Genomic DNA, 19307 nt, shown 5'->3' with positions numbered 1-19307 from the left:
GCTCAGCTCCCGGCCGGCTTGTTGTTGACGACCATCACCGGGGCGCCGTCGCGGATCTTCAGCTGGCCGGCGGTGACCACCATGTCGCCGGGCTTCAGCCCGTCGGTGATCTCCACCTCGGCGTTGCGGCGCTCGCCCAGCTTGACCGGGGCCTGCGCGGCCTTGCCGTCCACGACCTTGAAAACGAATTGGTTCTTGCCGAAGGCGACGATGGACTGTTCCGGCACCAGCACGGCGTTCGGCTGCGTGTCGATGGTCAGGCTGACGCGCGCGAACAGGCCGGGGCGCAGGGTGCCGTCGGGGTTGGGCACGCGGGCGCGGATGGCGACGGCGCGGCCATTCACGTCCACCAGCGGGTCGATGGCGAGGACCTTGCCCTCGAAGGTCCGGCCGGGAAAGGAGTCCACCGCGACGTTGAGCGTCTGGCCGACCTTGACCGCGGGCAGGTACAGCTCCGGCACGCGGAAGTCGAGCTTCAGCGTGTCGATGGCTTCCAGGTTCACGATGTCCTTGCCGGACGCCACCACGTCGCCAACCGACACCTTGCGCAGGCCCAGCACGCCGTCGAAGGGGGCGGTCAGGGTCAGCTTCTCAAGCTGCGCCTTGGCGAGTTGCACGGCCGCCTCGTCCGCCTGGAGCTTGGCCAGCGCCTGCTCCCGGTTGCGCGCCGGGCCGGTGTTCTGGCGCAGCAGCTGCTCGGCGCGGGAGAGTTCAGCGCGGGAAAAGGCGATGCTCGCCTGGGCCTGGGCCAGCGTGGCGCGGGCGATGCTGTCGTCCAGCTTCACCAGCACAGTCCCCTTGGTCACGCGCTGGCCTTCCTGGAAGGCGATCTCGGCGATCTTGCCGGCGACCTCCGGACGAATCACCACCGATTCGTTGGACAACAGCGAGCCGACCGCGGTCACGGTGCGCGACACGGCCCCCACCCTCACCGGCACTGCTTCCACCGGCATCGGGGGCATGCCGCCCGGCGGGCCGCCTTGCGGACCACCCGGCTTGCCGCTCGACGCGCCGCCTGCCGCCGGAACCGTTCCGGCCATCAGCGTGTTGAGAGTGCCGCCCAACTTGACGAAGTACCAGTAGGCGCCACCGCCAAGGGCGACCAGAATCACGAGGGCGACGATGCGAAGCGTGTGGCGCATGGAAACCGGACCCGCACAAGCCCGCCGCCCGACACCCGGCCGGCGAGACGTTTCGTTTCTGCCGCGGCGATGAAAGTTGCCGGCGACAACTGAACTATATCGTTCAGTTCAGTTCCGATGTCGAGAAGGTTACGCGTCCCCACACTGGATGGATGGAACGGGTAAATCCGTCGCCAAGCGCCCGCCCTGGATGTCCAGCCGGTCGCATTCGGGCGGAAACAGAGACAGATCAGCGGGTTGCCCCGGCCCGATGCAGCCCTCGGCGGTCAGGGGGCGCACCGCGCCGCCCTCCAGCGCCAGACCCGGCGCGCAGCAGGGGGCCTCGCCCGCCGGGAGGACGGCGCGAATCCGCCCATCCTCGATCCGCAAGTCGGCGAGAAGGCAGCCGTCCGGGCCGGCGCCGGGGGTATCGCCCGCGAGGTGGGCGGCGTCGATGCGGGCGCGCTTCAGCCAGAATTTTCCGTTCGCCAGCAGACGCCCAAGCAGGCTCGTTGTGCAGGTGGACATGCCGCAACCCCGGTGCAGGACTTCCGTACCGACGCTCAGGATGGTCATGGAAATGTAAAGGAAGCTTTGCCGCCTGCCAATTGGCGGGCTTGCCCGACGCCCTGAAATCGGCGATGTGGAACGGAAATGCGCCGAACCGAGGGATGCCCGATGCTGATCGCCCAGATCTCCGATTTGCATGTGACGGCACCCGGCACCGCCCCCAACACCGCCTATGACACGAACGCACGCCTCAAGGCGGCGGTGGCGCACCTGAACGCGCTGGAGCCGCGCCCCGATCTGGTGCTGATCACCGGCGACCTGATCAACGGCCCCAAACCCGGCGAGTACGAGGCTCTGGCGGAGCTTCTGGCGCCGCTCGCCATCCCCTACCGGGTACTGCCCGGCAACCACGACGAACGGAACGGCCTGCGCCGTACCTTCGCCGGCACCGGCTGGATGCCGACGGAGGGCGACTTCATCCAGTATGCGGTGGAGGAGTTCCCCGTCCGTATCCTCATGCTCGACTCGACGGTGCCCGGCAAGCCCGTGGGCGCGCTGTGCGAACGGCGGCTCGCCTGGACGGCGGAGCGGCTGGCCGAGCAGCCGGGGCGCCCGACCATCGTCGCCCTGCACCACCCGACCTTCGACACCGGGCTGGCCTTTCTGGACACGCTGCGCTGCCTGGAGGGTGCGGAGGAGCTGGGGCGGCTGGTGAGGGCGCATCCCAACGTGCTGGCCGTTCTGTGCGGGCACACGCACCGGCAGACGGCGGTGTCCTGGAACGGCGCCTACGGCTATGTGGCGCCCGCCGTCGCCTACCAGATCGCGCTGGACCTCACGCCCGCCCCGCCCTACCGCTGGACGGACGAGCCGTCGGCGCTGGCGCTGCATCTGTACCGGCCGGACGTCGGCCTGATCACGCACCTGAGCCCGATCGGCGACTACCCGGCCAGGGAATTTTCCCGCAGCGCCAGGAATTCCTGAAAATTCGCGCAGCGGCCGGCCTTGTGCGCGGCCTCGTAGGCGGCGTTGAGGGCGCGCTTGGCCTCCACCGCGGCGGCGAAGCGGCGGCGCAGGGACTCGTCGGCGATGCCGAGCCCATCGCCGGACAGGCGGGCCAGGACGTGACGGTAGCAGCACTCCGCCCGTTCCCCGCTGTCGGCGGAGAAGGTGATGGAGCCCGCGCGCTGCCGGTACTCGTACAGCGGCCGGCGGACCAGCGGCAGTCGGCCGACGCGGTCGAGAACCTGCACGTTGAAGACCACGTCGTCGCAGAAGTTGACGTCCTCCTCCCAGCCGGGGACGAGGTCTCGCCGGACGACGGGGAACATCGGCACCGAGGTGGCGAGGAAGCCGTCCGCGTTCAGGACGTCCATGCCGTCACCGGGCGGGAACAGCGTGGAGAGGGGCGCGCCGTCCTCGTCGCGCACCACCGCCACATTGTCCACGGCTGCCCCGTGCCGCGCCGCCAGCGGAGCCAGAACGGCCAGCCGGTCCGCCAGGAAGCGGTCGTCGGCGTCGAGAGGGGCCATCAGCGGCTTGGTCGCCGCGCGGAGCCCGGCGTTGCGCGCGGCGGGCGCCCCGGCGCCGACGCGGCCCGTACCGGTGAAGCGGATGCGGGGGTCGGAGAGGCCGGCGGCCTCCAGCGTCGGGCGGTAATCGGTCCCGTCGTCGCTGGCGATGACCGCTTCCCAGTCCGTCCAGCTCTGGTCCAGCAGGCTGGCGACGGCGCGCGCGATGGTGTCGTGCGCCCGGTGCGCTGGAATGATGACCGAGACGCCGCAACCGTCCATTGACCGCGCTCCCCACTGTCCACGGCGCCCGCTGTGCACGGGGATTGTGCCGAGCAATCGGGGGGATTTGCAACCCCGCCGCGAGGCGTATGCCACACTTCGGGGCTCATTCGGGTAGGATTTGGCGTCGCGGGGCGTTGAATATGGACCCGATACGGGCTATGTGGAGAACCGAGAGAGGCGCAGTGCGGCTCACATCCGATGGCCAAAGCCCCCGATAGCCAAAGCCCGTCTTCAGGGAGATCAAAAACGATGGCGCACGACGGATACACCCGCTTCGACGACGAACCCGAGCAGGAGCCGGACGAGAAGTCGAAGGAAAGCGCCCAGCCGCCCTTCGCTGCCGTGCAGACGAATCTCTTCAAGGCGCGCACGGTGCTGATCTTCGGCCAGATCGACATGAAGCTGGCGCAGGCGGTCTCCGCCCAGCTGCTGGCGCTGGCCCATGAGAACAACGACGACATCACGGTCGTGGTGAACTCCCCCGGCGGCCACGTCGAGGCGGGTGACACCATCCACGACATGATCCGCTTCGTGAAGCCGCGCGTGAAGATGCTCGGCACCGGCTGGGTCGCCAGCGCGGGCTGCCACATCTTCCTGGCCGCGAAGAAGGAAGACCGCTTCTGCCTGCCGAACACCCGCTTCCTGATCCACCAGCCGCTGGGCGGCACGGGCGGCCGGGCGACGGACATCGCCATCGAGGCGAAGGAAATCATCCGCATGCGCGAGCGTCTGAACAAGATCATCGCGCGTGAAACCGGCCAGTCCTTCGAGAAGGTCGCGAAGGACACCGACCGGAATTTCTGGATGCAGGCGGACGAGGCCCGCGAGTACGGCATCGTCAGCCACATCATCGAGTCTTTCGACGAGCTGAAGTAAGCGGCCCGTCGGCCAAGGCCGGATATGCCAAAGCCCCTCTCGCCGGAGAGGGGCTTTTTTCCTGCCCGATACTTTGTGGGCCGACGTCTTTTCCGTTTGGCGGGGACGCCGCCGGTATCAGACCACGATGTTGAGGTTCTGCCCGCGGGTCGGGGTGGTGTTGCCGCCGCCGGCCGCGGCCGGTTGCAGCAGGGTCGTGACGGCCTGCTCCTGCTGCTGCGCGTTCTGGTTCAGCGTCTTCACGCCGAAGTCCATCTGGCCCTGCGCCTGCCGCAGGCCGATCGCCGCGCCCATGGTCGAGGACGTGATGTCGAGTGCCATCGCTCAGTGCCTTTTTTCAAACGGCGGATGCGAAGCGTCCGGCCCGGATGGTCGAAACCGGGATCAGATCACCATGTTGACGCGCGCCGTCCCACCCTTGGCCGTGGACGCGACGTGCGTCGACACCGGTGACGAGTGTACCACCGTCGGCGCAGACGCGGAAGTGGTATGCGACGATGATCCCGCCTTGCCGGGCGTCGAGGATCCGGATTTGGCGGATCCAGAATTGGAGGTGGCGTTCGGCGTGGAGCCGTTTTGAGCCCCGTTCCGGGCCGTGGGGTCGTCGACACCCTGCTGCCCTTGCTCGTCCGAACCGCCGACGAGCAGCTTTAGGGACGGCGCTCCGGATTTCCGGTCCTTCAGCGCTTCCTTGTACTGCTTCAGCGCCGTCTCGGTCGGGATTTGATCGACAGTCGCGCCATCGGCCGGATTCCGGAACAGCAGCACGAGCCGCGACGCGTCGGCGTCGTAACGGTAGGCGACCTTGGGATAGCGCCCGACGATCGGCGCGTCCTTGTCGGCCGTTGGGCTCGCGGTTGTGTTCGCGGCGGGGTCCGTGGCAGCGACCGGCGCCGGATTGGCGGCTGGGTCGGCTGCGGGCGCAAGTCCGGTGTCGGCCCCCCTCTCAGCGGTTGCGCCGCCGCGGGCCGTCATGATGGGCAACGGCTTCACAGCCGTTGTGGTGGCGAGGGCCACATTCATGACAGGTTCACCGGATTATGACACCTTCGAACCTTAGATTGCCTCTAATCCAGCGCAATGTAAAGGGTTTGTTCATCATTATTCGCCTACCCCCGATGAGGCATTCCACCGCAGCGTTTCGGCGTGCCTGGCATTCGCCAATTTTTCACAGCGGTCGTGCTTGCGGATGGGCCACGGCCCTTCTAAGCCTGTTCCATGGCTACGATCGCGGAAGCGCTGGCGCTCGCCCTTGACCACCACCTCGCCGGCCGGCTGGCCGAGGCGCAGGAGCTCTACAACCGCATCCTGGACGCCGAGCCGGACCAGCCGGACGCGCTGCATTTCCTCGGCGTTCTCGCCGGGCAGGTCGGCGAGCACAGGCTCGGCCTCCAGCTCATCGCCCGCGCGATCGCCCAGCGCCCCGACGCGGCGGACATGCACGCCAACAGCGGCAACATCCACCGCTCCGCCGGCCAGGTCGCCGAGGCCGTGATAGCTTACCGGCGCGCCATCGCCCTGCAGCCCGACTTTGCCGAAGCCTGGACGGACCTCGCCAACGCGCACCGCTCCCGGGGTGACACCGGCCCGGCCATCGCGGCGCTCGAACACGCGGTCGCCGCCGCCCCGGATCTCGACATCGCGCGGGAGCGGCTGGCGGGTCTGCTGCACGAGCGCGGGCGGCTCCTGGTGGAATCCGGCCACGGGGTGGAGGCTCTGCCCCCGCTGAAGCGCGCGGCGGAGCTGACGCCGCTCGACGCCGACATCGCCTTCCTTTACGGCAACGCGCTGTACGCGCTGGGCCTGCGGGAGGACTCGCTGGCGCCCTACCGCCACGCGCTGGCGATCACGCCGGACTTTCCGTCCGCCGCCTTCAACCTGGGCATCGCGCTGGGAATGGTGAGCCGGCTGCCCGAATCGGCCGCCGCGCTGGAGCACGCGGCGCGGCTCGACCCGCGCCACGGCGACGCCATCGACACGCTGGTCGTCGCCCTCGTCCTGCTGGGGCGGGAGGGTGAGGCCGTGGACTGGGGCGACCGGGCGCTGGCGCTGAAGGACCGGACGGCCATGGCGCACGCGCCCGCCGTGCCGCCCCTGCCCGCCGTACCGCGCGGGGCCAGCGCGCGCCGGCGCAACATCATCGCCTTCAGCCTGTGGGGCGACCATGACGTCCACATCCAAGGTGCGGTGGAAAACGCCCGGCTCGCCCCGGCCGTCTATCCTGGCTGGACCGTCCGCGTTCACCATGACCGCTCCGTCCCGGCCGGCACGCTCGCGGAGCTGGCCGCGGCGGGGGCGGAACTGGTCGCCATGGACGCCCACGGCAGCCGCGCGCGCGGGCATTACTGGCGGCTCGCCGCCGCCGACGATCGGACCGTGGCCCGCGTCCTGTTCCGCGACTGTGACGCGCGCCTCTCCCACGAGGAGCGCGCGGCGGTGGAGGCCTGGATCGCGTCCGGCCTGCCCTTCCACGTCATGCGCAACCGGGTTCTGGACACGGAGGTCGTTCCGGGCGGGTCGTGGGGCGCCGTCGCCGGGATCCTGCCCGACCTGCAGCCGCTGATCGAGCGCTACGCCGGGGCCGAAGCCGACTGGAACCAGGACCACCGCTTCCTGCGCCGCATTGTCTGGCCGATGATCCGCGACCGCGCGCTGATCCACGACCGCCATCATCGGCGCCACGGGCTGCCGTTTCCGGACGCGGGGGCCGCTCCCTAGAACGGATTTCGGCGGGTCGCGGGCTCACCATTTCCTGCTGTCATGCCCGGACTTGATCCGAGCGGCAACGACGGCTGATGGACGGTGCCGAGATGGCGTGGATTCGAGCATCGCAATGACCGACACGGATCTGCCGAATCCCATGGACGGCCCAGGATTGCGCGGTCATTTTGAACGGGCGAGCCGAGCGCTCGGACAGCCATTTCCAGGAGAATCGTATGCGTGGACTCGTCGCGGGCACCGTTGGTGCGGCCGCTCTCATGCTTTCCCTCCCGCTTCAGGCGCAATCCACGGTCGGCGTGTGGAACGTCGAACTCGGCAAGAAGTGCGCCATCACCCAGACCTGGAAGGGTGACAACAAGAACGACATCGGCATCATGATCTCCTACCTGGCCAAGGGCCAGGGCCTGCTGCTGGCCTTCCACGACACCGACACAACCTTCAAGGAGAAGGAGGAGTTCAAGGTCCTCCTCGAAGTCGACAAGCGCTGGAGGGCGAAGCTCGACGGCTTCGCGGCCGACAAGAACACCGCGGCCATCGTGCTTCCGGCCAGCTCCGACGCCGTCAATTCGCTGATGAACGGCAACTCGCTGTACATGGAAGTGCCGGACAAGCCCGACAATTACTCGGGCACCTACTCGCTGGACGACACCCGCAAGGCCATCGCCGCGCTCGACTCCTGCCGTGCCCAGGCGGATTGAGGCCGTCCATCGTCACGCATCATGGCCGGGCTTGCCCCGGCCATACATGCACGCCGACTTCCCCGACTCTCCCCCGCTCACGCGAGGGAGGACACAGTCGCCACGACGACCAACCCTTGCACGGGCTCCCCGCTCTCGAAACGCAGGGTGTCGCGGGCAAGGCTGGTGATGGTCAGGCCGGCCCCGTCCAGGCAGGCGCGGACATAGCCCTCGGCGTGGGCATAGCGGCCGTGCGGGCTGACCCGGTAGGGCGGCTCCGGCGCGTCAAGCCGCTCCACGGTGAAGGCGAGACGACCGCCGGGGCGCAAGCTCGCCGCCGCCGCGGCCAGAACGGTTTCGAGCGCGCCGAAATAGCACAGCACGTCCGCCGCCACGATCAGGTCGAATGCGGCGCGATGGTCCGCGAGGAAGGCGCCCAGCTCGGCCTCCGCCAAGTCGTCATAGAGGCCGCGCGCGCGGGCGTGGTCCAGCATGCCCGACGACAGGTCCACCCCGACCAGCCGGCCCGCGCAGGCGCGCAGGAACGGTGCGCACAGCCCGGTGCCGCAGCCGGCGTCCAGAACGGTGCGGCCATTGTCGGGCGCGAGCCTTTCGGCGGCAATGGCCTCGGCCAGCAGGGCTGGCGCGCGGTAGCCGAGTTCGGACAGCTTGCGCTCGAACTCCCCGGCGAAGAGGTCGAAGACCTGCCGCACATAGGCGTCGGAGGCGCGCGCTTCCGTGCCGAGTCCGGCGACGGCGGCGCCGATGTGGCGGGCCACGGGGTGGTCGGGGTGGTCGCGCAGCCAGAGCCGGGCGACACGCTCCGCCTCGGCGGTCTGCCCGTCCTCGTGCAGCAGGTAGAGCGCGCCGGACAGGTTGTCGTGCGCCTCGTCCCAATCGGGCCGCAGGGCCACGGCCCGCCGGTAGGCGGTCGCCGCCTCGGCCAGCCGGTCCTGCTCGCGCAGCAGGTTGGCGAGGTTGTTGAAGGCTTCCGCATAGTCCGGCTGCATCGCCAGAGCCCGCCGGAAGGACCGCTCGGCCGGGCCCGCATCCCCCACCGCCTTCAGCGCCGTGGCGAGGTTGTAGTGGACCAGCGGGTGGTCGAGACCGCGGGCCAGCGCCTCCCGGTAGGCGGCCACCGCCTCCGGCGCGCGGTCCAGCGCGCGCAGCACGTTGCCCAGATTGTTGTGCGCCTCCGCAAAGTGCGGGTTGAGGGCCAGCGTGCGCCGGTAGGCGGCCTCCGCCTCCGCCGCGAGGCCCTGGGAGGCCAGCGCGTTCGCCTCCGCGTACAGGCGCATCGCCTGCGTGGCGAATCCTTCGAGGCGGAGCGGGCCGAGGCGGAGCGGGCCGAGGCGGAGCGGGGAGCGCGGCTCGGTCAACGGACGGACTCCTGAAAGGGACGATGGAATAACGGCATCTTTACCTTGAACGGCGGATCATGGCACTTCCTTCCGAACGCGCCCGACGGGATGGGCGTGCGGATGGAAAACAGCCGGATCGCGTCCGGCGGAGAAGGCGAGGCCCATGAACGAGCGTGCGGACAGCGACCGGCCGATGTCGCCGGAGACCATTGCCGCGACGCTCGGCCGCGCCGTGGCCGACCACCAGGGCGGCCGCCTGCGCGAGGCGGAGCAGGGATACCGGGCGGTGCTGGCCGCCAACCCGCATCATCCCGACGCGCTGCACCTGCTGGGCGTGCTGGCGCTCCAGGTCGGGCACGCAGACGCCGCGCTGGAGCTGATCGGCGGCGCCATCGCGCTGGACGACGGCGTGGCCGATTACCACGACAACCTCGGCAGCGCTTTCTCCGCCCTGAACCGCTTTGACGAAGCGGCGGAGGCGCACCGTCGGGCCGCGACCCTGAGCCCCGAATCGGCGCGGGTGCGCTACAACCTCGGCAACGCGTTCCAGGCGCAGGACATGCCGGGGTTGGCGGCGCTGGCCTTCACCGCGGCGGTGGAACTTCAGCCGGACTACGCCAAGGCCTGGTACAATCTCGGAAACGCGCTGCGCGCCCAGCACCGGACCGCCGACGCCCTGCGTGCGCTGGCGCGCGCGGTGGCGCTGTCCCCCGGCATGGTGGAGGCGCACAACAACCTGAGCGACGCGCTGGTGGCCGCCGGCCGGCTGGACGAGGCGCTGGCGCAGACCCGCCTCGCGCTGCGGCTTCGCCCCGACGACGCCAAGGCCCACTACAACCTGGGCGCCGTCCTTCAGAAGAAGGAAGCCTATGAGGGGGCGGAGATCGCCTACCGCCAGGCCCTGCGGCGCGATCCGAACCATCTGATGGCCCTGAACAATCTGGGCGGCGTGTTGCAGAAGCTGGGCCACCCGGAACAGGCGGAGCTGTGCTATCGGCAGGCCCTGAGGCTGCACCCCCATTTCGTCGAGGCGATCTACAACCTCGGCAACGCCTTGCAGGCACAAGGCAAGCTCGACAAGGCGGAGGTCTGCTACGAGGAGGCGCTGGCGCAAAACCCTGAACTTGCCACCGCCAGCTACAACCTCGCGCTGCTGGCGCTGCTGCACGGGCAGATCGAGCGCGGCTGGCACGGCTATGGGACGCGCTTCGCGGCTGGACAGGCCGTTCCGGACCGCCGCATCGACGCCCCCCTTTGGCAGGGCGAGGGGTTGCGCGGGCGCCGCCTGCTGATCTGGCGGGAGCAGGGCGTGGGCGACGAGATCCTGTTCGCCTCCTGCTACGCCGACGTGATCGCCTGGGGCGGCGGGCCGGTGACGATCGAGACCGACCGCCGGCTGGTGGGCCTGTTCGCCCGCTCCTTCCCCCGCGCGACGGTGCGGGCGCAGACGATCGATCCCGAGGGGCGGGAGACGGTGGTGCCGCCCGATTGCGACCTTCAGATCCCCGCCGGCTCCCTGCCGCTCCTGCTCCGCTCGACCCTCGGCGGATTCGACCAGACCGGCCCCTGGATGAGGCCGGACCCGGCGCGGGTGGCGCTGTGGCGCGAACGGCTGGACGCCCTGGGGCCGGGGCTGAAGGTCGGCATCGGCTGGCGTTCCCAGCTGATCACGCGAGAGCGCAAGGGCGCCTACACCACGCTGGACCAGTGGGGCCCGATCTTCGCGGTGCCCGGCGTGGTCTTCGTAAACCTGCAGTACGACGACTGCGCGGCGGAGATCGCGGCGGCGGAGGCGCGCTTCGGCGTGCGCATCCACCGCTGGGACGATTTGGACCTGAAGGACGATTTCGAAGGGGCGGCGGCCCTGACCGCGAACCTGGACCTCGTGATCTCGCCGGCGATGTCGGCGGGCGAACTCGCGGGCGCGCTGGGCGTGCCGGTCTGGCGCTTCGGCGCCCAGGACTGGACGCAGCTCGGCTGCGCTGTCCGCCCCTGGTTCCCGACCATGCGGCTGTTCCAGCCCCGGACCGGCGAAAGCTTCGATGACGTGCTGGCCCACATGGCCGCAACGCTCAAGACGCTCCGCGGGCCGCTGCCCGTGCCGACGGAGGCCGAAACGCCCACCCCCGATGCGCCCACCCTCAACGCCGAGGAATGGCTGACGCAGGCCATCGCCCTGCATCGGCGCGGCCATCTGGCCGACGCCATGACCGCCTACCGGAACGTCCTCAATCGCGACCCGGGCAACAGCGACGCGCTGCATCTGCTGGGCCTTGCCGCGCATCAGGCCGGCCGGCATGCGGAGGCGGAGACCCACATCGCCGAAGCCCTGCGGCTCGATCCGGACTTCCCCGCCGCCTGGAACCACCTGGGGCTGGTCCTTCAAGCGCTGGACCGCACGGACCGGGCGCGGGCCTGCTTCAGCCGCGCCCTGGCCCTGCGGCCGGACTTCCCGGAGGCGCTGACCCATCTCGGCCTCGGGCTCCACAAGCCGGCAAGCGTCGCCGCGGCCAAGCGCTGGCACCGGCGATCCATCGCGCTGGCTCCGGAAAACCCGGCGGCGCACACGAACCTCGGGCACGCCTGCGAGGTCGAGGGGCGCTTGGCCGACGCGACCATCCAGTACCGCAAGGCGCTGGCGCTGCGGCCGGATTCGGCGGAAACGCTCAACAATCTCGGCGCGATGGCGAAGGCGGACGACCGGATGGCGGACTCCCGCAAATACGTCCGGCGCGCCTTCCACACCGAGCCGGGATCGGCGCTGGCGGCCTGGAACCTGGGCCTTCTGCAACTGATGGACGGGAATCTGGACGCCGGCTGGACCGGTTACGAGCGGCGCTTCTCCGCGCGGCAGCTTCAGCGGGCGCGCCGCATTCCGCGCCCGTTCTGGCGCGGCGACGATCTCGCCGGCCGGCGCCTGCTGGTGTGGCCGGAACAGGGGCTCGGCGACGAGATCCTGTTCGCCTCCTGCTTCGACGGACTGAAGGATCGCGGCGGGCCGGTGGTGCTGGAATGCGACCGACGGCTGGTTCCGCTGTTCGCCCGCGCCTTCCCCTGGGCTCATGTGCGGGCGGAGTCCGTCAACCGGTCCGGCGGCGAGGCGATCGATTCCCCGGACTGCGACCTCCAGATCCCGGCCGGCTCCCTGCCCTCCCTGCTTCGCCGGCGACTGGACGCCTTCCCCACCCGCCCCGCCTTCCTGCACGCGGATCCGGCCCTGGCGGCGCTGTGGAAAGAGCGGGTGGACGCGCTCGGTCCCGGTCTGAAGGTCGGCATCGCCTGGCGCAGCCAAGTGGTCACCGCGCTTCGCCAGTCCGCCTACACACAGGTCGAGGACTGGTTCCCGGTGCTGGATCTGCCCAACGTCCAGGTGGTGAACCTGCAATACGGCGACTGCACTGCGGAGCTCGCCGCCGTCGAGCGGTCCGGGCGGCGGCTGCACGGCTGGGACGACCTGAACCTCAAGGACGATCTGGACGGGGTGGCGGCGCTGACGTCCGCCCTCGACCTCGTCATCCTCCCCGCGACCGCGGCGGGCGAACTGGCCGGGGCTCTGGGCGTGCCGGTCTGGCGCATTGGCGGTCAGGACTGGACGCAACTCGGAAGTGCGGTCCGCCCCTGGTTCCCGGCCCAGCGCCTGTTCCAGCCGAGCGTCGGCGAACCGCTCGCCGACGTCGTCGGCCGGATCGCCGCTCTTTTGGCCCGGATCACGGCACCGGCGACCCTGGCCGAAAGGCCGTAACCCCGCAAGGAAACTCCGCCGAACGGGGAATTCACGCAACGAATGGCATGTTTGGGTCTTATGCGACGTATTGTCCCACCCTCTATCGTTCGGTGCGGTGATTCCCCGTCTTTGGAGTACTAGGCTGAAAGTTTAGGGTTGTTTGGCGGCTCGTATGGGTGAACACTATGGTCTCCGGCCTGCCGGGCTTGGCAGGAGCCGGTTCGATCCGACGGAGAGCAGCCCATGCACACCGATGCTCGCCTATCTTCCCTGCAGGAAAAGCACCTTCGCCTCGACCGCGCGATCCTCGACGAGGAAAAGCGCTCCTGGCCTGATGAAAGCGCCATCAAGCGCCTGAAGCTTGAGAAGCTGCACATCAAGGAAGAGATTGATCGTTTGGCCAGAACCAGCCGCAGGGTGAATTAACACCCTAAAGAACTCCCCCACCGACGAGAAGCCAGGGGCGGTTTTCGCGGCCGTCCTTGGCTTTTTTTATTTTAAAATCCTGCCTTCTTGTCGGAATTCGAAAGAGTCCGCAGGCGGCGGGCGATCGCCTCCAACGCACTGGATAGGGAACTGCCGCGCGGCGGGACGATAAGGTCCATGCTGGGAAACCAGGGGCGCACGCAGGTGCCGAGGGCGGTCCAATCGCCCGCATGCCCGAACCGCCAGACCGGAACGCCGAGCGCGCCGGCCATCTCCCCCACCGAACTGGACGGCGCGATGACGAGGTCGAGCCCGGACATCAGGGCCGCCACCTCGTCAAGATCGTCCTTGAGGTCGATGTCCGGCCAGCGGTGGAGCGCGACCCCGAAGCGCCGCTCCGCGTCCTGAAGTTCCTGGACGCAATCGCCGTATTGCAGGTTGACGAAGGTCACGCCGGGGATGGCGAAGACTGGCCCCCAGTCGTCCAGCGTGGTGTAGGCACCGAGGCGCTCCGCCGTCATCAGCCCGCTGCGCCACGCGATCCCCACCCTCAGCCCCGTCCCGAGCGCGGCGAGCCGTTCCTTCCAATGACTCACGCGCTCCGGATCGGCGACGAGATAGGACCGCCGCGCCGGGAAATCGGCCAGCCGGGACCGGGTCCATCGGGGGAGGGAGCCCATGCCGGCGTGACGGTCGATGCCGGCGCAGGGCGCCTCCGGATCGGCGGGCGATGGCCGGACCTCGGCCGTAGGGAAAGACCGGGCGAACAAGGGAACCAGCCGCCGGTCGCATTCCACGATCACCGAGCCCGCCCGCGCGATCACCTCGGGCAGGCAGCCGGCGAACAGGATCTCGTCGCCGACCCCCTGCTCCCGCCACACCAGCAGCCTGCGGCTTGAAAGATCCTCCCCCCGCCATTCGGGAACGGGAAGAACGCGCGCCGCCCCGGCAAGCTCCCGCGCGCGGAAGCGGCCGTCGCAGTTCCTCCACCCCTCCTCCAGATCGCCACGGGCCAGAGCGAGCAGCCCTTTGTTGAAGGCGGCGGCGGGGTGGCCGGGCTCCAGCGCGAGGGCGCGGTCGCTCCACCGCTCGGCCTCGGCCATCTGGTCCATGCTCCGCAGCAGCCGGCCCAGGTTGGCAAGTCCGTCCGCAGCGTCCGGCTCCAGGGCGAGCGCCCGGTGCAGCGCATGGCACGCGCCGTTCAGCCGCCCGGCCCGGCGCAAGACCACGCCGAGGTTGAGCCAGCCGGTGCCCCGCGTCGGCGCGAGCGCCACGGCGCGGCGGTGGCGGGCCTCCCCCTCGTCCAGGCGGCCGAGTCGGGTCAACACGGCGCCCCAATTGTCGTGGGCCTCCGCCAGGGCCGGGTCGACCGCCGCGGCGCGGCCGTGGGCCGTCGCCGCGCCGGCAAGGTCATGCCCGGCCTCCAGAGCGTTCCCAAGATTGGTCAGGGCTGCGGCCGAGGACGGTTGCAGCGCGAGCGCCCGCCGGAATCGCCCGGCCGCGGCACTGGCCCGCCCCAGCGCCAAAAGGACGGTGCCGAGGCTGGCCTGCGCGGCGGCGTAGTCCGGCATCCGCGCGATGGCTTGGCCGATCCGCTCCGCCCCCATTTCGGAATCGCCGGTCTGGTGGGCGAGCAGCCCGGATAGGTGGAGCGCCACGGGATGGTTCGGCTGCGCCTGGAGCACCCGCTCATACAGCGGGGCAGCCTCGGCAAGGCGGCCGGCGCGATGGTGATCCGCCGCCTGCTCCAGCAGCCGATCGACCTCCGGCGCGGGAGTCGGGGCGGAAGCGGACACGCAACGGCGAAGCTGCTCCGCGATCTGGGGAAGCACGTCGCCCATGGACATGCCGGCCCGGGGCTGGAACAGCCGCATGGTCGGAAACCAGGGGCGCACGCCGGTGCCGAGCTGCGTCCAATCCTGGACCCCAAAGCGCCAAGCCGGCACGCCCAACGCCCCGGCCAGTTCCCCCGCCGACATCGCCGGCGAGATCACGAGGTCGAGATTGGCCATCAAGGCCGCGACGCCTTCGAAATCATCCTTCAGGTTCAGGTCGTCCCAGCGGTGGATGCGCACGCCGAAGCGCGCTTCCGCAGCCGCAATATCCGCCGCGCAATCGCCATACTGCACGGTGACGAAGGTGATGCCGGGCAACGCAAAGACGGGTCCCCATTGGTCCAGGGCGGTGTAGAGCGCCCTGCGTTCGCCGGTCATGAGCTGACTGCGCCACGCGATGCCGACCTTCAGCCCCGGCCCCAGGGCGTCCAGCCGCTTGCGCCACAGCGCCACCCGCACCGGGTCGGGAACCAGCCACGGCCGCGCGGGAAAGCGTTTCAGGTCGGGCCGCAAAAGGCGCGGCAGGCTGCCGGCGGCAATCTGGACGTCCACGTCGCGGGGATCGACCGTCGGCGCGCGGACCGTGGCGCCGGGGAACGACCGCGCGAACAGGGTGACAAGGCGCCGGTCGCACTCGATGACCAGATGCCCCGCGCGGTTCATCAGGTCAGGGTAGCAGGACGCGAGGAAAATCTCGTCGCCCACCCCCTGCTCGCGCCAGACGAGGAGGCGTGCGGACGCGACGTTCTCGCCACGCCACGTCCGCGCCGCGAAGCGCCGGGCATGGCCGCGGAACTGCGGGGTGTCAAAGCGCCATTCATGCTCCGCCCAGCCCTGGCGCAACACGCCGCCTTCCAAAAGCAAAAGCGCCAGGTTGTAGTGGGCGGTCGGCAGGTTCGGATCGGCCTGAACGGCCTGGAGATAGGCCTCCCTGGCCTCGTCCAAACGCAACTGGCGGGCATGATGCATGCCCAGGTTGGCGAGGGCTTCGGCCATGGCGGGCGCGCGGTCCAGCGCCCGCCGGTGACAGTGCAGCGCCTCCTCCACACGGCCGAGGCGGTCCAGGACGCTGCCGAGATGGCTCCAGGCCGCGGCCTGCTCCGGGGCGACGACGGTCGCGCGCCGCAGCAGGCGCTCGGCATCCGGCAGGCGCTCGCCCTCTTGAAGGATGGAGCCGAGATTGACCAGCGCGTCGGCGCCCGCCGGCGACAGGGCGAGCGCCCGGCGATGGCTGCGCACAGCCCCCTCCGCATCGCCGAGCCCGCCGCGCAGAAGCCCGAGATGCGTGTGCGCCAGCGCCACGGTGGGACGGAGCCGCAGGGCACGGCGGATGCTCCGCTCCGCATCCGGGGCGCTCCCCAGACGGCGCAGCAGTGCGGTGCGGTTCACCCAATGCTCCGCCGCGTCGGGCCGCGCCGCGATGGCGTGGCGTTGCGCGGCCTCCGCGGCGTCGAACCGGCCCAGCGCCTGCAGCGCGTCGGACAAGGCCGCGTGGGCGGCGGCGTTGCCTGGATCGCTGGCCGTCGCCCGCACAAGCGTCTCGGTCGCTTCCGTCGCTTCCCCCCGGCGCAGCAACAGAACGCCCAGCAGATGCAGCGCCACGCCATGCCCCGGCGCAGCGTCGAGAGCCGCGCGGCACAGCCGCTCCACCTCGTCCGCCTCGCCGGCCCGGTAACGGGCGACAGCGTCCGTGACAAGCGACTCCGCGTCCGCCGGCTCCACGTTTGCAGGCTCCGCGTTCGCTGGTTCCGATGCGGCGGGTGCATCGTGTGGTCGGAGCCGCTCCAACGCCCGCGCCATTCGGTGGAGGCTGTCGGCGAGCGCTTCCCCCTCGCATGGTTGGAACAGGCGTTGCGTCGGAAACCAGGGACGGACGGCGGTGCCGAGCTGTGTCCAGTCGACGAAGCCGAAGCGCCACACCGGCACGCCCAGCGCCCCGGCCAGTTCGCCCGCCGACATCGCCGGGGTGATGACCAAATCCAGGTTCACCGTCAGGGCCGCCGCCCCCTCGAAGTCATCCTTCAGGTTCAAATCGTCCCAGCAATGGATGCGCGGGCCGAAGCGCGCCTCCGCCGCCGCGATCTCCGCCGCGCAATCGCCGTATTGCAGGTTCACGAAGACCAGCCCCGGCACGGCGAACAGGGGCGCAAAGGCGTCCAGGGTGACGTAGGCGGCCTTGCGGTCGGTCGTCATCATCTGGCTGCGCCACGCGATGCCGACCTTCAGCCCCGGCCCCAGGGCCTCCACCCGCTCCCGCCACTGCTCCACGCGCTGCGGATCGGGAACGAGCCATGGACGGTCATGGGGAAAGGCGGTGATCGTCGGGCGCAGTAGGCGCGGCAAGGCACCAGCCGCGATGTGGGCGTCGCAGTCCAAGGGGACGATGGTCTCCCGCCCCTCGGCGTCGAGCGATTCCGGACGCACGGTGGCGTCGGGGAACGACCGGGCGAACAGGCTGACGAGGCGGCGATCACACTCGATCACCAGATGGCCGATCACCAGATGGCCGCCCTTCAGATGGCCGCCCATCAGATGGCCGCCCATCAGATGGTCGGTGTGGCCGGCCAGCGCCGGGAAGCAGGAGGCGAACAGAATCTCGTCGCCCACGCCCTGCTCCCGCCAGACCAGCAGGCGTTTGCCGGGCATGGGCTCCCCCTGCCAGACGGGAGCGTCGATGGCCCGGTCCTGATACCCCTTGGCGCGGAAACGCCAGGCGTAGTCGTCCCAACCAATGCCAAGCTTGCCCTTGGCCAGAGTGACGAGGGCGAAGTTGAGATGCGCCGCGCCCAGCGACGGGTCGGCCTCGATCGCGCGCCGCAGGGAGACTTCCGCTTCCTCGACGCGGTTGCTCTGCCACTGAAGCATGCCAAGGTTGGCGTAGGCTTCCGCATGCCGGTCATCAATCGCCAAGGCCGCAAGATGGGCAGCCTCGGCCTCCGCTATCTGGCCGAGCATATGGAGCGCCAGCCCCAGTCCGGTCAGCGCACCCGTGTGGGACGGCGCCAGTTGGATCGCGCGCCGATGCAGGCGCTCCGCCTCCGCCCACCGGTCCAGATCCTGCACCGCCACGCCAAGGCTGGTGTACGCGTCGGAGAAGTCCGGTGACGACGCAATGGCCATGCGGTGCAGCCGAAGCGCCTCATCATGCCGCCGGCAGTTCTTGCAGACATTGCCGAGATTGTTCAGCGCTTTCTCGTATTCCGGCCGGATGAGAAGGGAGCGGCGATACACCCGCATCGCCTCGTCCGGGCGCGCCAGGCTTTCAAGGCTGGTGCCGAGGTTGTTGAGCGCCACCGCGTGGCTTGGGCTCAGCGCCAGACAGACGCGCAGGGCCACCACGGCCTCGTCGTTGCGGTCGAGTTCCGCAAGCACCATCCCAAGGTTGTTCCATGGGCCGCTGAGGTGCGGCTCCCCCGCCAGGGTACGCCGGTAGCAGGCCGCGGCAGGCTCGAAGCGGCGCAGGCCCTGCCACGCGCTGCCAAGCGCGAAATGAAGGCGCGAATGCGCAGGGTTGGCGGCAATGGAGGGCCGAAGCACGGCCGCCGCCTCGTCGTAACGGTGCTGCTCGTTCAGGAGCGTGCCCAACTCCAACGCGAGTTGGGCGTCGCCGGGGGTGTCGGACAGGGCGCGCCGAAGGCAAAGCTCCGCATCGGGATGATCCAGCGACCGCATCGACAACGCCAGGGCTCGCCATGCCCCGGCATGATCCGGGGACGCCGTGACGACCGCATAGAAACAGGCCGCCGCCTGCTCCAATCGCCCCATGCGCTCGTGCATGCGGCCAAGGTTGTAACGGGCACCGATGCTGCCGGGATCGAGCCTGTGCGCCTCGTCGTAGACCGCCAGGGCATCCGCGAAGCGGTCTTGAGCCTCGAAAACGGTTCCGAGATTCACCAGCGCGTCGGCGTAGCCGTCCTGCAAGCGGGTGGCTCGGCGATAAGCCTCGATGGCCCCCTCGAACTGCCCGGCATCGGCCAGAATGTTGCCCAGGCTGTTGTAGGCCCCGGCGAAGTCCGGACGGGCGGCGAGCGCGCACCGGACACGCCCCAGGGCCATGGCCGGCTGGCCCGCCTGATGCCGCAGGATACCCGACAGATGCAGGGCGTCGACGTGTTCGCGCTCCACGCCGAGAATTTCGGCGTAGAGTCGTTCCGCCTCGTCAAGCCGGCCCATCCGATGGTGCGCGATGGCCAGATTCAGCGCATCGTCCAAGCACTCGGTCATGGGCGTCAAATCCGTCGATCCGGCAGGACGTCCGGT

General features: G+C 69.9%; 13 protein-coding genes. 6 read left to right on the top strand and 7 right to left on the bottom strand.

The features are described 5' to 3' along the window. Positions 1–2: 2 nt before the first annotated feature. Together ACSVC7_RS08980 and ACSVC7_RS08975 are read right to left on the bottom strand one after the other, a co-directional pair. Entirely contained in the window at positions 3–1142 is a 1140-nt protein-coding gene (locus ACSVC7_RS08980; protein ID WP_448205577.1) for an efflux RND transporter periplasmic adaptor subunit, read from the bottom strand. A 129-nt stretch (positions 1143–1271) separates the two neighbouring features. Beyond that, the gene (locus ACSVC7_RS08975) at positions 1272–1649 is read right to left on the bottom strand and encodes a hypothetical protein (RefSeq protein WP_448205578.1); all 378 of its coding nucleotides are present in this window, start codon (positions 1647–1649) and stop codon (positions 1272–1274) included. 150 nt (positions 1650–1799) lie between these two features. Here ACSVC7_RS08975 and ACSVC7_RS08970 point away from each other — a divergent pair, with 150 nt between their 5' ends. Further along, the gene (locus ACSVC7_RS08970) at positions 1800–2615 is read left to right on the top strand and encodes a phosphodiesterase (RefSeq protein ID WP_448205579.1); all 816 of its coding nucleotides are present in this window, start codon (positions 1800–1802) and stop codon (positions 2613–2615) included. Here ACSVC7_RS08970 and ACSVC7_RS08965 read toward each other — a convergent pair. After that, complete coding sequence (locus tag ACSVC7_RS08965) at positions 2573–3424, bottom strand: glycosyltransferase family 2 protein (protein WP_448205580.1); 852 nt, start codon at positions 3422–3424, stop codon at positions 2573–2575. The genes ACSVC7_RS08970 and ACSVC7_RS08965 overlap by 43 nt on opposite strands. A gap of 252 nt (positions 3425–3676) precedes the next feature. On the opposite strand from ACSVC7_RS08965, the gene ACSVC7_RS08960 reads away from it, so the two are divergent. Next, positions 3677–4303, top strand: a complete 627-nt coding sequence (locus tag ACSVC7_RS08960) for an ATP-dependent Clp protease proteolytic subunit (protein WP_448205581.1) — start codon at positions 3677–3679, stop codon at positions 4301–4303. A gap of 117 nt (positions 4304–4420) precedes the next feature. On the opposite strand, the gene ACSVC7_RS08955 is transcribed toward ACSVC7_RS08960, so the two are convergent. Both ACSVC7_RS08955 and ACSVC7_RS08950 read right to left on the bottom strand, forming a co-directional pair. Further along, positions 4421–4624: a hypothetical protein gene (locus ACSVC7_RS08955; RefSeq protein WP_448205582.1), complete on the bottom strand. Its 204-nt coding sequence runs from the start codon at positions 4622–4624 to the stop codon at positions 4421–4423. 63 nt (positions 4625–4687) lie between these two features. Continuing rightward, complete coding sequence (locus tag ACSVC7_RS08950) at positions 4688–5326, bottom strand: hypothetical protein (protein WP_448205583.1); 639 nt, start codon at positions 5324–5326, stop codon at positions 4688–4690. Positions 5327–5521: 195 nt separating this feature from the next. Between ACSVC7_RS08950 and ACSVC7_RS08945 the strand changes: the two genes are divergently transcribed. Both ACSVC7_RS08945 and ACSVC7_RS08940 read left to right on the top strand, forming a co-directional pair. Beyond that, entirely contained in the window at positions 5522–7021 is a 1500-nt protein-coding gene (locus ACSVC7_RS08945) for a tetratricopeptide repeat protein (RefSeq protein WP_448205584.1), read from the top strand. A gap of 218 nt (positions 7022–7239) precedes the next feature. Continuing rightward, positions 7240–7722: a hypothetical protein gene (locus ACSVC7_RS08940; protein WP_448205585.1), complete on the top strand. Its 483-nt coding sequence runs from the start codon at positions 7240–7242 to the stop codon at positions 7720–7722. Positions 7723–7799: 77 nt separating this feature from the next. Here the strand turns inward: ACSVC7_RS08940 and ACSVC7_RS08935 are convergent, their stop codons facing one another. Continuing rightward, entirely contained in the window at positions 7800–9080 is a 1281-nt protein-coding gene (locus tag ACSVC7_RS08935; RefSeq protein WP_448205586.1) for a class I SAM-dependent DNA methyltransferase, read from the bottom strand. Between the two features lie 145 nt (positions 9081–9225). Here ACSVC7_RS08935 and ACSVC7_RS08930 point away from each other — a divergent pair, with 145 nt between their 5' ends. After that, positions 9226–12804 (top strand): tetratricopeptide repeat protein, encoded by a 3579-nt coding sequence (locus ACSVC7_RS08930; protein ID WP_448205587.1) that lies wholly within the window; start codon positions 9226–9228, stop codon positions 12802–12804. Positions 12805–13029: 225 nt separating this feature from the next. Further along, positions 13030–13212 carry a YdcH family protein gene (locus ACSVC7_RS08925; RefSeq protein WP_448205588.1) on the top strand — a complete coding sequence of 61 codons (183 nt, stop codon included), beginning with the start codon at positions 13030–13032 and terminating at the stop codon, positions 13210–13212. A gap of 71 nt (positions 13213–13283) precedes the next feature. On the opposite strand, the gene ACSVC7_RS08920 is transcribed toward ACSVC7_RS08925, so the two are convergent. Continuing rightward, complete coding sequence (locus tag ACSVC7_RS08920; RefSeq protein WP_448205589.1) at positions 13284–19271, bottom strand: tetratricopeptide repeat protein; 5988 nt, start codon at positions 19269–19271, stop codon at positions 13284–13286. Between the last annotated feature and the right edge of the window lie 36 nt (positions 19272–19307).

This window comes from Azospirillum mesophilum, from assembly GCF_053470405.2.
The sequence above is the reverse complement of the archived record's forward strand: the minus strand, read 5'-3'. Positions and strand labels throughout refer to the sequence as shown.

Excerpts from the sequence above, each read along its gene's own strand:
- ACSVC7_RS08980 (WP_448205577.1), bottom strand. The coding sequence starts at position 1,142 with ATGCGCCACACGCTTCGCATCGTCGCCCTCGTGATTCTGGTCGCCCTT.
- ACSVC7_RS08975 (WP_448205578.1), bottom strand. The coding sequence starts at position 1,649 with ATGTCCACCTGCACAACGAGCCTGCTTGGGCGTCTGCTGGCGAACGGA.
- ACSVC7_RS08970 (WP_448205579.1), top strand. The coding sequence starts at position 1,800 with ATGCTGATCGCCCAGATCTCCGATTTGCATGTGACGGCACCCGGCACC.
- ACSVC7_RS08965 (WP_448205580.1), bottom strand. The coding sequence starts at position 3,424 with ATGGACGGTTGCGGCGTCTCGGTCATCATTCCAGCGCACCGGGCGCAC.
- ACSVC7_RS08960 (WP_448205581.1), top strand. The coding sequence starts at position 3,677 with ATGGCGCACGACGGATACACCCGCTTCGACGACGAACCCGAGCAGGAG.
- ACSVC7_RS08955 (WP_448205582.1), bottom strand. The coding sequence starts at position 4,624 with ATGGCACTCGACATCACGTCCTCGACCATGGGCGCGGCGATCGGCCTG.
- ACSVC7_RS08950 (WP_448205583.1), bottom strand. The coding sequence starts at position 5,326 with ATGAATGTGGCCCTCGCCACCACAACGGCTGTGAAGCCGTTGCCCATC.
- ACSVC7_RS08945 (WP_448205584.1), top strand. The coding sequence starts at position 5,522 with ATGGCTACGATCGCGGAAGCGCTGGCGCTCGCCCTTGACCACCACCTC.
- ACSVC7_RS08940 (WP_448205585.1), top strand. The coding sequence starts at position 7,240 with ATGCGTGGACTCGTCGCGGGCACCGTTGGTGCGGCCGCTCTCATGCTT.
- ACSVC7_RS08930 (WP_448205587.1), top strand. The coding sequence starts at position 9,226 with ATGAACGAGCGTGCGGACAGCGACCGGCCGATGTCGCCGGAGACCATT.
- ACSVC7_RS08925 (WP_448205588.1), top strand. The coding sequence starts at position 13,030 with ATGCACACCGATGCTCGCCTATCTTCCCTGCAGGAAAAGCACCTTCGC.
- ACSVC7_RS08920 (WP_448205589.1), bottom strand. The coding sequence starts at position 19,271 with ATGACCGAGTGCTTGGACGATGCGCTGAATCTGGCCATCGCGCACCAT.